16 protein-coding genes are annotated in these 14,332 nt (G+C 59.6%); 6 read left to right on the top strand and 10 right to left on the bottom strand.

Annotated elements, in window-relative coordinates:
• Positions 1–32 precede the first annotated feature (32 nt).
• The 6 genes from HP556_RS06550 to xoxF5 form a co-directional block, all read right to left on the bottom strand.
• The gene (locus tag HP556_RS06550; RefSeq protein WP_175366347.1) at positions 33–1,643 is read right to left on the bottom strand and encodes an amino acid ABC transporter permease/ATP-binding protein; all 1,611 of its coding nucleotides are present in this window, start codon (positions 1,641–1,643) and stop codon (positions 33–35) included.
• A gap of 49 nt (positions 1,644–1,692) precedes the next feature.
• Entirely contained in the window at positions 1,693–2,559 is an 867-nt protein-coding gene (locus tag HP556_RS06555; RefSeq protein WP_175366348.1) for an ABC transporter substrate-binding protein, read from the bottom strand.
• Between the two features lie 466 nt (positions 2,560–3,025).
• Positions 3,026–3,589: an S-(hydroxymethyl)glutathione synthase gene (gfa, locus tag HP556_RS06560; protein ID WP_093757021.1), complete on the bottom strand. Its 564-nt coding sequence runs from the start codon at positions 3,587–3,589 to the stop codon at positions 3,026–3,028.
• 76 nt (positions 3,590–3,665) lie between these two features.
• Complete coding sequence (locus HP556_RS06565) at positions 3,666–4,775, bottom strand: S-(hydroxymethyl)glutathione dehydrogenase/class III alcohol dehydrogenase (RefSeq protein WP_068734594.1); 1,110 nt, start codon at positions 4,773–4,775, stop codon at positions 3,666–3,668.
• Positions 4,776–4,872: 97 nt separating this feature from the next.
• On the bottom strand, positions 4,873–5,364 hold the full coding sequence (locus HP556_RS06570) for a c-type cytochrome, methanol metabolism-related (RefSeq protein WP_244628663.1): 492 nt from the start codon (positions 5,362–5,364) through the stop codon (positions 4,873–4,875).
• A 107-nt stretch (positions 5,365–5,471) separates the two neighbouring features.
• A complete protein-coding gene (gene xoxF5, locus HP556_RS06575) occupies positions 5,472–7,277 on the bottom strand; it encodes a lanthanide-dependent methanol dehydrogenase XoxF5 (protein WP_093757023.1) in 1,806 nt (601 codons plus the stop codon).
• 447 nt (positions 7,278–7,724) lie between these two features.
• Between xoxF5 and HP556_RS06580 the strand changes: the two genes are divergently transcribed.
• Together HP556_RS06580 and pqqA are read left to right on the top strand one after the other, a co-directional pair.
• Positions 7,725–8,702: a helix-turn-helix domain-containing protein gene (locus HP556_RS06580; protein WP_175366350.1), complete on the top strand. Its 978-nt coding sequence runs from the start codon at positions 7,725–7,727 to the stop codon at positions 8,700–8,702.
• 118 nt (positions 8,703–8,820) lie between these two features.
• Positions 8,821–8,901 carry a pyrroloquinoline quinone precursor peptide PqqA gene (pqqA, locus tag HP556_RS06585; protein WP_081421972.1) on the top strand — a complete coding sequence of 27 codons (81 nt, stop codon included), beginning with the start codon at positions 8,821–8,823 and terminating at the stop codon, positions 8,899–8,901.
• Between the two features lie 87 nt (positions 8,902–8,988).
• Here the strand turns inward: pqqA and HP556_RS06590 are convergent, their stop codons facing one another.
• A complete protein-coding gene (locus tag HP556_RS06590; RefSeq protein WP_175366351.1) occupies positions 8,989–9,297 on the bottom strand; it encodes an EthD family reductase in 309 nt (102 codons plus the stop codon).
• A 181-nt stretch (positions 9,298–9,478) separates the two neighbouring features.
• On the opposite strand from HP556_RS06590, the gene HP556_RS06595 reads away from it, so the two are divergent.
• Together HP556_RS06595 and HP556_RS06600 are read left to right on the top strand one after the other, a co-directional pair.
• Positions 9,479–10,345, top strand: coding sequence for a hypothetical protein (locus HP556_RS06595; RefSeq protein WP_420878650.1), 867 nt, complete (start codon positions 9,479–9,481; stop codon positions 10,343–10,345).
• Positions 10,346–10,424: 79 nt separating this feature from the next.
• The gene (locus HP556_RS06600) at positions 10,425–10,634 is read left to right on the top strand and encodes a hypothetical protein (protein WP_068734580.1); all 210 of its coding nucleotides are present in this window, start codon (positions 10,425–10,427) and stop codon (positions 10,632–10,634) included.
• Between the two features lie 3 nt (positions 10,635–10,637).
• Here HP556_RS06600 and HP556_RS06605 read toward each other — a convergent pair whose 3' ends face one another.
• Entirely contained in the window at positions 10,638–10,994 is a 357-nt protein-coding gene (locus HP556_RS06605; protein WP_089266005.1) for a hypothetical protein, read from the bottom strand.
• Between the two features lie 103 nt (positions 10,995–11,097).
• Between HP556_RS06605 and HP556_RS06610 the strand changes: the two genes are divergently transcribed.
• On the top strand, positions 11,098–11,439 hold the full coding sequence (locus HP556_RS06610) for a hypothetical protein (protein ID WP_175366352.1): 342 nt from the start codon (positions 11,098–11,100) through the stop codon (positions 11,437–11,439).
• A 26-nt stretch (positions 11,440–11,465) separates the two neighbouring features.
• Here HP556_RS06610 and HP556_RS06615 read toward each other — a convergent pair whose 3' ends face one another.
• Both HP556_RS06615 and HP556_RS06620 read right to left on the bottom strand, forming a co-directional pair.
• Positions 11,466–12,296 carry a quinoprotein dehydrogenase-associated SoxYZ-like carrier gene (locus HP556_RS06615; RefSeq protein ID WP_089266003.1) on the bottom strand — a complete coding sequence of 277 codons (831 nt, stop codon included), beginning with the start codon at positions 12,294–12,296 and terminating at the stop codon, positions 11,466–11,468.
• Between the two features lie 55 nt (positions 12,297–12,351).
• Positions 12,352–13,278 (bottom strand): quinoprotein relay system zinc metallohydrolase 2, encoded by a 927-nt coding sequence (locus HP556_RS06620; protein ID WP_089266264.1) that lies wholly within the window; start codon positions 13,276–13,278, stop codon positions 12,352–12,354.
• A gap of 156 nt (positions 13,279–13,434) precedes the next feature.
• Here HP556_RS06620 and HP556_RS06625 point away from each other — a divergent pair, with 156 nt between their 5' ends.
• A complete protein-coding gene (locus tag HP556_RS06625; RefSeq protein ID WP_175366353.1) occupies positions 13,435–14,331 on the top strand; it encodes a substrate-binding domain-containing protein in 897 nt (298 codons plus the stop codon).
• Position 14,332: the final 1 nt, after the last annotated feature.

The following is a 14,332-nucleotide window of genomic DNA, read 5'->3' on the forward strand; positions in this document are numbered from 1 at the left end:
TAGACATTGAACGAACTTGCGACGCGTAGCGATCACGAGACTTCCGCCTCCATCGCATTGAGGAAACGCTGCGCGACGGGATTGCGCGGATTGGTCAGGACTTCACTCGCTGGGCCTTCCTCGATGATCGCTCCTCCGGCGAGCAGCACCACACGGTCGGCCACTTCGCTGGCAAAGCGCAGCTGATGCGTCGAGATGATCATGGTCAGGCCGTCCTCAACGGCGAGGCGGCGGATCACTTCGAGCACTTCATTGACCAGTTCGGGATCGAGCGCCGAGGTCGGCTCGTCCAGCAACAGCACGCTCGGATTGGGCGCGATGGCCCGGGCAATGGCGACGCGCTGTTGTTGGCCGCCGGACAGATGCCGTGGCAGCGCATCCGCGCGATGGCTGAGCCCGACGCGCGCCAGGAGTTCATCGGCCCGACGATCGGCATCGGCGCGCGCGACGCCGTGCACCCAGCGCAGCGGGCCGGCAATGTTCTCCTTGGCCGTGAGGTGGCCGAACAGGTTGAACTGCTGGAACACCATGCCGACGCCGACCTCGGCGCGAGCATTCGCGAGCAGCCGCGGCGACAGCGGCTTGCCATGCGCGTTGAAGCCGAGCTGGCGGCCGGCGACCTTGATGGCGCCGCCGTTCCACAGTTCGAGATTGTTGATACAGCGGAGCAGCGTGCTCTTGCCGGAGCCACTTGGTCCGAGCAGCGCGATCACTTCACCGATCCTGACCGTGATGTCGACGCCATCGAGCACCACGTTCCTGTCGTAGCTCTTGCGGAGATCGGAGACCTCGACAGCGACATTGTTGCGCGCCAGCATCTCGGCGCGTTTGATGGGATCGCCGCGTTCCGGCCGCATCCGCGGCGGCGGTAATTCCGCAATGCCACCGTCGGGCAGGATTTCCGACGGCATGTCGACCTGCGGCGCCAGCGGATCGTCGCTGCCAGGCGCGCGATACCATGGCATGACGCGCATGAATTGGTTCTGCCCGGTCGTGCGATCGAGGTCGAACTTCCATTCCAGAAGCAGCTGGATGCCCGCGATCGCCGCTGTGAGCAGCAGGTAGATCAGACCCGACGCGAAGAAGATCGAAAAGAAATCGAAGGTCGAGGACGCCAGTTGCGTCGAGCGCAGCGTCAGCTCCTGCACGGCGATGACGGAGGCCAGCGACGAATTCTTCAGCGCGCTGACCGCTTCGTTGCCGAAAGCGGGGATCATCGACCGGATCGCCTGCGGCGCGATGATCCGGCGCATCAGGACGCCCGGGGTCATGCCGAGCGCCTGGCCGGCCACCACCTGACCGCGGTCGACGCCGAGCACGCCGGAGCGCAGCATCTCGGCGATGAACGGCGCTTCGTTGCAGGCCAGCGCCAGGCCGGCGGCGAGAATGGCGGGAAGCTTGATGCCAATCTGCGGCAGGGCATTATAGGCAAACACCATCTGCAGGATCAGCGGGGTGCCGCGAAAGATCACGGCATAGACCCGGGCGAAGGATGCCAGCGGCTTGAACCTGCTGAGTTGCATCCATGCCAGGATCACACCGAGGATCAGCCCACCGCACAGACCGAGGGCGGTGACCTGCAAGGTCGCCTGGATACCCTCGATCATATACGGCATGCTGAGATAGTGGAGGAACAGCTCCATGGAGGCAGAAAGCCCTTACGTGAGAGTGATCCTTGCTTGCGGGCTGGCGTTACTTCACCGTCAGCAGGCCGGGCTCCATCAGGTTTTCCGGATCGAGTTTCCACTTCTTCAGCAGTGCGAGCTGATCACCGGACTTGTAGATCTCGGTGAGTGCGGCCTTCACCGCATCGCGGAACTTGGGCTTGTCCTTCGGCACGGCGATGCCGACCTGATAGGGGATCGTCACCGCGACCGCCTTCTCGAGCTTGTCCGGATAGGCCTTCACCGCGTTGTCGACGGTGTTGACGTCATTGATATAGGTATCAGCGCGGCCGGCAAGGATCGCCTGGATGCAGTTGGCATTGTTGTCATAGAGCTGGATGGTCGGCTCGGCCTTGCCTTCCTTCTTGCATTCCGGCCCCAGCGCCTGGATCAGCGGCACTTCGACATAGCCCGTGTTTTCCGCCGCAGCCGTGCCGCACAGCGAGGTGTTGATACCGGTGATCTTCTTAGGGTTACCCTTGGCGACGAGCACGCCGTCGAACACCTTGGAATAGGTGATGAAGTCGGCGGCCTTGGCGCGCTCCTCGGTGGCATAGATGTCGGAAATCACGATGTCGGCCTGACCCGATGCCAGCGTGGTCAGCAAGGCCGCGAAGGTCACAGCCTTGTAGGTCAGCTTGAAGCCAAGGCATTCGCCGATCTGCTCGCCGAGATCGATATCGAAACCGATATATTTGTTGGGATCCTTGGGATCGATCGATTCATAGCCCGGTGTATGCGGATTAATGGCGTTGACGAGTGTCTTGCCTTTCCAGTCCGGAAATTTTGCCTGCAATTCCGCGCAAGCCGCCGGCACGGCCGCCTGCGCGGACATCGGAACAAAGGTGCCGACCGCCAATAGCGCGCCCACTGCCGCCGCACGCCATCCGATCATCGCGCCCGTTTCAGGCCAAAGCCTACGGATGTCAGTAAAATGCAACTTGACCATTCGATCGCTCCTTCGACGTTGTCATGGCCTGAACCATGTTCCTAACCTCGAAGAAGCCTACGGGCGCATGTCCGCAGAAAGCTTGTCCCGGGACGTACAATAATTTGGATCGTCCGCTCCCATGATTTGGGCAGAGCTGCCACATTAATGGGCGATGGCGGGGATCTTACCAGGCGGATCTTATCTGCCGCATGTCGGCTGCGCGCCAGAGAGGGCGTCGAGCCCTCGGCTCAGCCGTGCAGTCAACGCTGTGAGTATTGTCGCGACAAAGCAGCGGGCCGATCGCAGCGACGCCGAAGCGCGATTATTCGGGTGACCCACCAAGTCGAAGCCCCTTGCCGGAGCAAATCTACTAATAGCAACGCCGGTAGCGACATGTCGCCACCGGCGGATACTCATATGCTGTGTTGACTCAGGCCGCTTTGGCCGTTGCCACGTGATTGGCGAGGACATCCATCAGCGCAGGCGAAAGGCAATCATAAGGCTCGAGTCCCAGTTCCTTGAGGCGCGACCGTATTGCGGTCATGTCGCTCGGCTTCACGCCGGATTCAATCACCGACGAGACGAAGGCGGCGAAGCCCGGTGCGGCCGAGCCGGATTCTTCGAATAATTCAGGATGAATGAAGTCGAGGCCATAGAACGCATGTCCCTTGTTCTCGATGCGGCCGAACATGTGGGTGCCGCATCCGGTGCAGGCATGACGCTGGATGGTTGCGGCCTGATCGACGATGCGCAGCTTGTCGCCGTTTTGCAGTACGGTGACGTTTTCGCGCGGAACCACTGCGACGACAGAGAACGTCGCGCCGCTCGGCTTCCAGCACTTGGTGCAGCCGCAGGCGTGGTTATGAGCGACGTCGCCTTTGACACCAACCTTGACCGGCTTGTCGCTGCATTTGCAGACCAGCGTTCCGCCCGCAAAATGGCCTGAACCTTGTTTGACACCGCCGTCAACGGACGGGTGGATATGAACAGTCATCAGTCTATCCTCCTGGTATGATGCGTCACTTGTGTGAAGCATTGTTGTATTGGCACTCTGGTGTTGCAGCCTGCATTCAGAACACGACCACCGATCGGATCGATTTTCCTTCGTGCATCAGATCGAATCCCCTGTTGATCTCTTCCAGCTTGAGGACATGCGTAATCATCGGATCGATCTCGATCTTTCCGTTCATGTACCAGTCGACGATCTTGGGCACGTCGGTACGACCCCGCGCGCCGCCGAAGGCTGTGCCTTTCCAGACGCGACCTGTGACGAGCTGAAATGGCCGGGTCGCGATCTCTTTTCCTGATTCCGCGACGCCAATGACAACGGAAACACCCCAGCCGCGGTGGCAGGCTTCAAGCGCCTGGCGCATGACCGTGGTATTGCCGGTGCAGTCGAAGGTGTAATCGGCGCCGCCATCGGTCAGCCCCACCAGATGCTGAACAATGTCGCCATCGACCTTCTTCGGATTGACGAAATGGGTCATGCCGAAGCGGCGGCCCCATTCTTCCTTGTCGTCATTGATGTCGACGCCGACGATCTTGTCGGCCCCTACCATCCGTGCGCCCTGAATGACGTTGAGGCCGATGCCGCCAAGGCCGAATACGACGACATTGGAGCCCGGCGTGACCTTCGCCGTATTGACCACGGCACCGACACCCGTGGTGACGCCGCAGCCGATATAGCAGCTCTTGTCGAACGGCGCGTCGTCGCGGATCTTCGCCACCGCGATCTCCGGCAGCACCGTGAAGTTCGAAAAGGTCGAGCAGCCCATGTAGTGGTAGATCGGCTTGCCCTGATAGCTGAAGCGCGAGGTCCCGTCCGGCATCACGCCCTTGCCCTGGGTGGCGCGGATCGCGGTGCAGAGATTGGTCTTCTGGCTCAGGCAGCTTTTGCATTGCCGGCATTCCGGCGTGTAGAGCGGGATGACGTGATCCCCGGGCTTGACCGAGGTGACTCCGGGACCGACCTCACGCACGATACCCGCGCCCTCATGGCCGAGGATGGAAGGAAAGATGCCTTCGCTGTCGAAACCATCGAGCGTATAGGCATCGGTGTGGCAAATGCCGGTCGCCTTGATCTCGACCAGAACTTCGCCTGCCTTCGGCCCTTCGAGATCGACATCGACGATCTCAAGCGGCTTCTTTGCTTCGAAGGCGACTGCGGCGCGGGTCTTCATTCTCAACTCCCTCGGTCGTTTGATCTTGCGTCATCCGGTCCTGTGTGGTCCGAGCTCGCGTCATCCGGGATTGCAGGTCAGCGGCTTGCGATCCGCATCAGTGCGGTTTCCCCATGCAGGCGCTCTCGGCCTCCGTATAGGCTGCGGGTTTTTCCTCACGCTTGCCCGGGCGGACGCGGCCGACTGCATCATTGGCGCGCGCACGCAGATAGACGTAGAGATCGTCCATATAGCAGGCGACATTGGTATTATCGCCAAAGGCCGGCATGACGCTTTCCTGCGACGTGCTGACATTCTTGCGGCCGCTGGCGACAACGCCGAGGAAATCGCCATAGCTCATCGTTTTCAGCGAGTCCTTCAGCGCCGGCGCGTAGGTCGATCCCATCCCATCGGGGCCATGACAAACGTGGCATTCCGAGTGATAGCGCCGGTAACCCGAATATGTGTACCAGTCGATGGTGCCATCGGCGGCAACGTTGAAGGTCGGATTGCCCTCCTTGTCCAGATACTTGCCGTCCTCGGATTTGACGGCTTTCGGATCGCCGGCATTCTCGGCGAAGCTCGTATTCCCGGAGGCCACGACAACAATCGTGGCAATGACAGACCAGATGTGACGCAATAGCTTGTCCTCGACATGCGATTTCAGAAAAGACCGGCGCATGGACGAAGCCATGCGCCGGTGACTGATGCGTCAGTTCACTGTGGGAGTGCAAAGACCGTCAGCGCGCCGCCGAGTGCGGTATAGTTGGTCAGGGCTGCGTAACCACCGACGGCACCGAGACCGGCAGTCGGATCCGTCAGACCCGCTGCGAGACCGATGCCGGCCCAGCCGCCGACGCCTGACAGGACGGCGATATACTGCCGGCCATTGTTTTCGTAGGTGGTGACGTTGCCGATGATGCCGGACGGAGTCTTGAACTTGTAGAGTTCCTTACCCGTCTTGGCATCGACCGCCTTCAGGTAGCCTTCCAGCGTCCCGTAGAACACCACGCCACCGGCAGTGGCGAGCGCCCCCGACCAGACCGAGAACTGTTCCTTGTTGGACCAGACGATCTTGCCGGTCTTGTTGTCCCAGGCAATGAAGTTGCCCATATGGGTTTCGCCCGGAGGTGGATACATCGACAGCGTCGCACCCACATAAGGCTGGCCGGCGGTGTAGTTCACCTTGAACGGCTCATAGTCCATGCAGACATGGTTGGTCGGCACATAGAACAGCTGGGTATCCGGCGAATAGGCTCCGGGTTGCTGATCCTTGGTGCCGAGTGCCGCCGGGCAGACGCCCTTGGTGTTGACGTCTTCACCTTGCTTCTCGGTGGAGTACTGATCGACCACTTTCGGACGGCCATAGGTCGGCGACGACTTGTTCATGTCGACACCGGTGGTCCAGTTCACCTTCGGATCGTATTTTTCGGCAACCAGCAATTCACCGGTGACACGGTCCATGGTGTAAGCGAGGCCGTTACGATCGAAATGCGTCAGCAGCTTGCGGTTTTGGCCGTTCATCTGCTGATCGCTGAGGATCATTTCGTTGACGCCGTCATAGTCCCATTCGTCATGCGGAGTCATCTGATAGACCCACTTGGCCATGCCTGTGTCGGCATCGCGCGCGAAGATGGTCATTGACCACTTGTTGTCGCCCGGCCGTTGCTTCGGATTCCAGGTCGAGGGATTGCCCGAGCCGTAATAGACGAGGTTCAGCTCCGGATCGTAGGAGGTCCAGCCCCAGGTGCAGCCGCCGCCGATCTTCCACTGATCGCCTTGCCACGTCTTGATGCTGGAGTCCTTGCCGACGGGCTTGCCGAGTGCGGTGGTCTTCTCCGGATCCACCATGATCTGGTCGTCCGGTCCTTCCGAGAAGGCGCGCCAAGCGAGCTTGCCGGTCTTCAGGTCATAGGCAGTCATGTGGCACTGAACGCCGAATTCGCCGCCCGAGATGCCGATCAGGACCTTATCCTTGACCACGAGCGGAGACGACGTGCCGGTTGCACCCTTGCCAGGGTCGCCGTTCTTGACGGTCCAGACTTCCTTGCCGGTCTTAGCGTCGAGTGCGACCAGCGTGGTATCGGCCTGGTGCAGGAAGATCTTGCCATCCGCATAGGCAACGCCGCGATTGACGGTGTCGCAGCACATCACCGGAATGACGTTCGGATCCTGCTTCGGTTCATACTTCCAGACGATCTTGTTGTCCTGCGACAGGTCCATTGCGTAGACCTTGTTTGGGAACGGCGTATGCACATACATCATGTTGCCGATGATCAGCGGACCGCCTTCGTGGCCGCGCAGAACACCGGTAGAGAAGGTCCAGGCCACCTGCAGCTTGCCGACATTAGCCGCCGTGATCTGGTTCAGCTTCGAATAGCGCGTATTGGCGTAGTCGCCCGCTGGCATGACCCAGTCTTTCGGGTTCTGCGCCATCTTTGTCAGTTCATCATTGGCGATGGCAACGCCTGCGGCAGAGGCCGCCATTGTGCCAAGACAGGTCGCAAGCAGCACCTTTCGCATCGTGATGTCCTCCCAGACATAATGCCGGGTCTCGTCAAGCGGCCCAGCTTCATTTTGGTATCTATGAGTAGCAAGATCCGCTGCTGCATACTTGCCCAAGAGCGAAGCAGGCTTGCTCGACAGAGAACCCGTGCAAGATAATTTTCTCGTACATTGACGAAAAACCTGAACGGTATCTGGAAAGCCCGCGCCTTTCGCACTGCACACGGATCGCCGCACTGCGACCTAAGGGTGATGTTTCACTTGACGGGGCTGGTATCGAGTCAGAGGATCGACAAGGAGAAGTGAGTTACTCTGACCACAATTCACGAGCTGCGGGCTGTGCCGTTACATATTGTTTCGCACATTTTTCCATATGTGCTTCGTTCGATATGTGCTTCGTTCTGTAAGTATAGTTCCGTCTCGTGACGAATTGTTACGTGATGACCTTTCATCGGTGAATTGTTCATGTCCGATACGCTTAGTTCTCTCAGCACATCCGGATTGACGCCGACAAGGCAGATCCAGGTTTGGTCAGATGCCCTGACCGATCTGTGCGGGCGATTTGACATCGATCCGCTGGAAGCATCCACATTCGATGCACTGATCAGCTGCACATCGGTTTCGCGGCTGAAATTGTGTCACATCGAGGCGAGCCAGCACCGAATCGGCCACGCGGCCCCGCGAATTCGGCAAAGCGATCATCCCTACGTGAAGATCGTGTTCCAAACTTATGGCGTTTCGCATTTCGAACAGGACAGTCGCCGGATCGATATCGGGCCCGGCGATTGCCTCGTCTATGATGTGTCGTGCCCGCATACCATCGTCAGCCCGGCCTTTACACGCCATGACGTCGTGATCGTGCCCAAGGAGTTGCTGCATGAGCGCGGCCTCGGTGCGGGAAATCTGGCCGCCTGCAAACTGTCGGCGCGCGCCGGCACCGGGCGCATCGCACACGAATTCGTACAGGCCGCTTTCCACGAAGCGACCAGACTATCGCCAAACAGTGCCATCGGTGTTGCCGATTCACTGATTGATCTGTTGCTGTTGCCGCTGCGGGAAGTCGACATGACGCTTGATCGTGTCGGGCCGGAAGCCATGTATGTCCGTGCGCAGGGTTTCATTCGGGAACATTTGCGCGACCCCGAGCTCAGCATCGATCAGATTTCGACCGCATTGCATTGCACCAAACGTTATCTGCATATGCTGTTCAGCGACCGCGGGATAACTGTCAGCGACTATATCTGGCAGGCGCGGCTGCAGAATTGCCGGCAGGAACTGGAAGCGCAGAACGGAAAGACGATCACGGACGTCGCATTTTCCTGGGGCTTCTCAAGTTCCTCGCATTTCAGTCGCGTGTTCCGGAAGTATTTTGGCGTGGCTCCATCCGCGATACACAAGGCGCATCACGGCCATCAGCGGCCTGCTCTCACCGAAGAAGTGTAGTTACATTTCGGTTGCCTGCACATTTTGCGCCGCAACCTGAGGAGTTAAGTTGAAAGACGCCGCCTCACTGCTTATCGTGCGGCGGCGCAATCATCGCGCAAACTCTGAGGAGACCAAGATGAGCTGGAAGACTCCGAAGATCGTGGAAGTGCAGGTCGGCATGGAAATCAACATGTACGCCTGCGCGGCCCGTAAGTGACAGATTGATCGTCTTGATCGATCTCTCCCGGCTCGCAGACTACGGTTTGTGAGCCGGGCAGAGGCCGCTGAACGCGCGTTGCGATTGTCAGACGTCCTTCGTGTCGAAAATCAGAAGATCTACGCCGCCATCCGCAAAATTCGCGAGGTCGCCTGCTGCGGCCTGCCCTTCCGGCGAGGCGAGGCCAAGCTTGAGCGCCGCAACCGTTTCGAAATCCAGCGCGGCGACCAGATGAATATCGCTGTCGCCCGTCGGCGTTGTGACGCCCCCTGTGCTGACACCATAGTGTCTCAGCCCCGGAATCTTCTTTGCCAGCGGGATATGTACAGATTGATAGTATTTGTCGAAGGCTGCGGGCTTCTTCGGTGTTTTGTAGAGGACCAGGAGTCTCGCCATGGACATATCCTTCCCTGACTATTGGCACTAACGGCGCGCCGCATGCGTATAGCAACCGATCCTGGTGCGATGTTCAAGTCAATCGCAGAGACGTCTTCGCGGCTGGGCCAATTTCGACTAGGCTCGCGCGGTGCATTATCTCTATATATACGCCTCTCTTCGATGACAGGATTGGATGCAGGTGCAGCGCGGCGTCAGGACAGTCTACGCGGCGATTCTTGCATTCAGCACGCTGGCCGTGCCGCGCGCGCAGGCCGGTGACATCGATACCGAGCATATTTTCGGCTTCATGATCGGCAGTGACGTCGGCCGGGTGGGCGAGCGGGAATTCCAGAGCGAGACGACCGGGCGATTCGGCAAATCCGGCGGTCGCTATCGCGCGGGCGAGCAGGAATTCGAACTGGAGTTCGTTCCCGCCAAGGACATCCGCATTGAGATCGGCAGCAGTTTCTCAGCCCATCGGATCACTGGTGTTCCCGGATTCGCCGATCAGCGCACGCTGGCCTGGCAGGGGGCATCGCTGGACTTTCGCTACAGATTTCTTGATCGCGAGACGGCCCCCGTCGGCATGACGCTCGCGATCGACGCGCAGTTCAACGGGATCGACGAAACGAGCGCAGCGCGGGTCAGGAGCTACGGCACTGGGCTGACGCTGGCCTTCGATCGAGAGATCGTCCCTGACGTTGCTGTTGCGGCACTCAATCTGATCTATCAGCCGGAATGGACGCGCTATGTCGATACCGGAACGCGGGAACGCGAGGCGAGCATCGGAGCGGCGCTCGGCGTCATGATGCAGGTGCGCCCCGGCATCCTTCTCGGCGGCGAGGCGCGCTATATGCGCCGATATGAAGGGATCGGTCTTGGCGAACTGTCTGGTCAGGCGCTGTTCGTCGGGCCAACCGCCTATGTCCAGCTTTCGGACCGGTCACGACTGACTGCAAGCTGGAGCACTCAAGTATGGGGCCGCTCCGAGGTGCCGGGATCGTCGCTGGATCTGGTCAATTTTGAGCGTCACCAGGCCCGTCTGGTTTACGGGATCAATTTTTAGCCTGGAAATCGCCGAAACTTCGCGCTGACGGGCGCGTATTTCAGATGTTATCGTCCGGTGAACGATCTGGGATGCCGACATGAATATGATCAATCTGGTCCTGACAGTCTGCGCGGTGATGTCGCCAAACACCTGCGAAGAGCGGAACCTGTCGTTCACGGCGGACTTCTCGCTGCATCAATGCGCGATGGCGGCGCCGCCCTACATCGCCCAGTGGATCGGCGAACATCCGAAATGGACCGCGGTGAAGTGGCGCTGCGAATATCCGCATAGCCACGACAAGGCATGATCGCTACTTGTTGCAGTCCTGCAGGTCCTTGTCCGCAATCGAGAAGACCGCATCGGCCTTGATCTCGATATTCCTGACCACGCACTGGCGCGCCTCGGAATAGCTGACCTTGGCGTCGTAACTGCCGGGCTCTATCCCCGTGATTCGCAGCCGCTCGTCGTGATCGACTTCCTTATCCTTGTCCGCCAATGTCAGGTTGGCGCTCCATTGCTGCTTTCCAGCTGGGGATAGCTGGAACCCAGTAATGGTTGATGTCGTCAGGTTCCAGAGCCGAATGCCCTTGCCGGCTTTGCCTTGAGCATGAGCATGGCCTGCAATGAGCAGCAGTATGACAGCCATCGATAGAGATGCGCGTGACATGTCCCCTCCATATCTGTTCGGCTTATTGAGCCGTTTCGTTTTCTTAGTATAGTTTGCCAGTCGTCTTCGCCAGCTTTGCGAGGCTCTCGTGGGACCCGATCGAATGACAGGATATCTCGTCGCGTTTGCGGCCGTTACCGTTTTGTCGGGGTCAGCAAGGGCGGCGGAGGTCAATGACTATCCGACCTCCGCCCGCGCCGAATATGTGTTTGGCTGCATGAAAGCGAATGGCGAGACCCGGCAATCGATCGAACAATGCTCATGCTCGATCGATGTCGTGGCGTCGCTGGTGCCCTATACCCGCTATATCACGGCGGAAACGGCACTGAGCATGTCGCAGGTGCGCGGCAATCTGAGCGCCCAGTTCCGAACCTCGGAACAGGCTAACAGCGCCATCAATGACGTCAGGCGCGCCCAGGCCGAGGCTGAAGTGCGCTGCTTCTAGCGCTCCGCTCTGCATGATGCGCTGCACTACATGCCGGAGCCATTGACCTTCCACTCATGCCTGAACTGATGCCCGTCAGTGTCCTTGGCCTCGGCGCGGAACGTCTTTGCGCCATTTGAGACGTAAGTGAATCGAATATTCGGGTCTTCGGAGATCGAGATGCCGCCCTCCACCGACAGGACCGGGCTGTTGTCCTGCCAAAGCTGGAGCCGGTCGACATAGAGGGCCGGGATATAGAGTTGCGAGACCTGATCCATCTGCAGGCCGGAATTATTGGGGTGGCCGATCATGACCTGCGCCTCGCGCGTACCGCTTTTTTCCTCGTTTTGCGCTCCAGCAAACTCCCTGTAGCGCATCTGGCCCAACCGGCCCTTGGCCTCTTCGGCATTCTTCGCCGCCGGCGCAGAGCAGCCACCGGATGCCTTCACATAGGTTTGCACCACATGGAGTTTGCCGTCACTGGTCTCCGCGACGGCATGGACGTTGGTGTAATTGTTGATACGGACACGCGTTGAAATCTCCGAGACATTGGCGTCGGCCCCGAGCTTGAATTTCGCGGCCATAGGCGCCGGGTTCTGGTCGATCACCAGCGTGATCGTCACCACCCGCGAGCGTGCGTCGAATGTCGGCTTGAGGCGCAACGTCACCGGCACGATGGCAGCATCCTCCGCGCGCGTCGGCATCTCGAGTGCGATCAGGTTGCTGCCGTCTTCCATCGGTCGGCTGTCGAAAATATCCTGCACCAGCCCCGGCCATGGATCGTAAGGCTCCGGACCGGCCGCGGACACAGAATGCGGACTGAGTACGGCGCTCAGCAGGATGGCGGCACAGACGCTGCGGATTGCAAATTCCGGCATGGTACGGCCCTCGCAAGGGAAGAAGCGACGCGCTTGATACTACCCCAACCGGCGGTCATTCCCATTCAAATTGTGAGTATGCTGCAGTTGCGTTGCGGACGTTGTAGTCGTCAAAAAGCTCCCATTTGCCGCGCTCGGCTTCTGCCGCGTGTTTCGTAGCTTCCGCGATCGGTTTGCCATCGATGACGTCCTTCCGGATACCGGACGCGAGTGTTTCGAGATACCGGCGTTCAGCGGCGAGGGCTTGCGGCCAATCGCTCACTGGACCATGGCCGGGAACGACGCGTTCGGCCGGCAGCGCCGCGAGATCGTCCAGCAGCTTGAGCCATGCCTGGATGCTGCCATCGAGCACCGGAATATGGCGGAGAAAGACCAGATCTCCAGCGAACAACGTCTTCGTCGCCGTGTCGAATACCGTGACGTCGCTATCGCTATGGGCGGTGGGCCAGGCTTTCACGATAAGTGTGCGCCCGCCGAGATCGAGGACGAGCTCTCCATCGACGAGCCGGGTGGGCGGTACGATACGGACGTCATCGATCAGGGCGTCGCCCATGCTGCGCCTGAATGCGTCGAGATAATACTGCCCGCGTGCGGCCAATGCCTGCGGCAGCCTCATATGACCGACAAACTCGGTTCCGTCAGCGACGAAGGCGGCGTTGCCGAACATATGATCGGGATGACCATGGGTGTTGATGACGTAACGAATGGGCTTGTCTGTATGTGCGCGAATGGAAGCCAGCAATTGTCGCCCTTCCCGCACGCTGCCCCCGGTGTCGATCACGGCAACCGCCCGATCGCCGATCACGACGCCGATATTGGCGACGGCGCCGTCATTGTCCGACGACATCAAGGCGATGCGCCCCTGATGCATGAAGACGCCCGGCGCGATTTCACTGATCGCCAAAGTCTGTTGTTGCGCGCGAGCAGATGCGAGCATTGCCAGCATGATGAGCGCTACATGCATCGCAAAGCGAGATGTCATTTGCATCTCCATATCACTCCGGGGCAAGCAGCGATTCTGCAATCATCCGGAAAGTGCGGCGCAACATCGGAAGCGCCCCATTGCATCTTGCACGCTTAAAACGAGAGGCCTAGGTTTTTGTCGTGTCACCCATCAAATGTGAACGGCAGGTAGCGCATGCACCACAGAGCGGAACGATCCGGAAAACGTCGCGCGCTACTCACGTCGCTCTTTGCGAGTGCGCTGTTGCTTGAGGGCATATGCACCGCGCTTGGCCAGACTGCTGCGACCGATGATCTCTCGATCGAACTGGTCGATCCACAGTCGCTGCGTGTTTGCGCCGATCCGCGTAACATGCCGTTCTCGAACGAGAAGGGCGAGGGCTTGGAGAACAAGCTAGCCGAGCTGTTCGCAGCCAAGCTGAACAAGAAGCTCGATTACGTCTATTTCCCGCAGGCGACGGGCTTCGTTCGCATGACTCTCGGCGCGCATCGTTGCGATGTCATCATGGGCTTCCCGCAGGGCGACGACCTCGTCCAGGGTACCAATCCCTATTACCGGACGGCCTATGCCCTGGTATCGAAGACCGGCGCCGGTCTCGATGATGTCACGACACTGGATGACGCCAGGTTGAAGAGCAAGCATATCGGCATCGTGGCGGGGACGCCGCCGGCCACCAATATGGCGGTCAACGGCTTGATGGTGAATGCGAAGCCCTATCCGTTGGTGATCGATACCCGCATCGATTCATCGGCACTGGCCATGATCAAGGATCTCACAGCCGGCGATATCGACGCAGCGATCCTGTGGGGGCCTATGGCGGGCTTCTACGCCAAGAACGCCAATCCTCCGCTTCATGTCACGCCGCTGGTCAAGGAAACCACCGGGCCGCGCCTCGTCTATCGCATCGGCATGGGCGTGCGCTCCGCGGATCAGAACTGGAAGCGGCAGCTCAACCGGCTGATTCAGGAAAACCAGCCGGCCATCAACAAGGTCCTGCTCGATTTCGGTGTTCCCATTCTCGATGAGAACAATCGTCCGATCGGGCCGGAGGCGGCGGCCAAGTCGCCGTGAC

Origin of the sequence: Tardiphaga robiniae (genome assembly GCF_013359755.1) — a bacterium.
GTDB lineage: Bacteria > Pseudomonadota > Alphaproteobacteria > Rhizobiales > Xanthobacteraceae > Tardiphaga > Tardiphaga robiniae.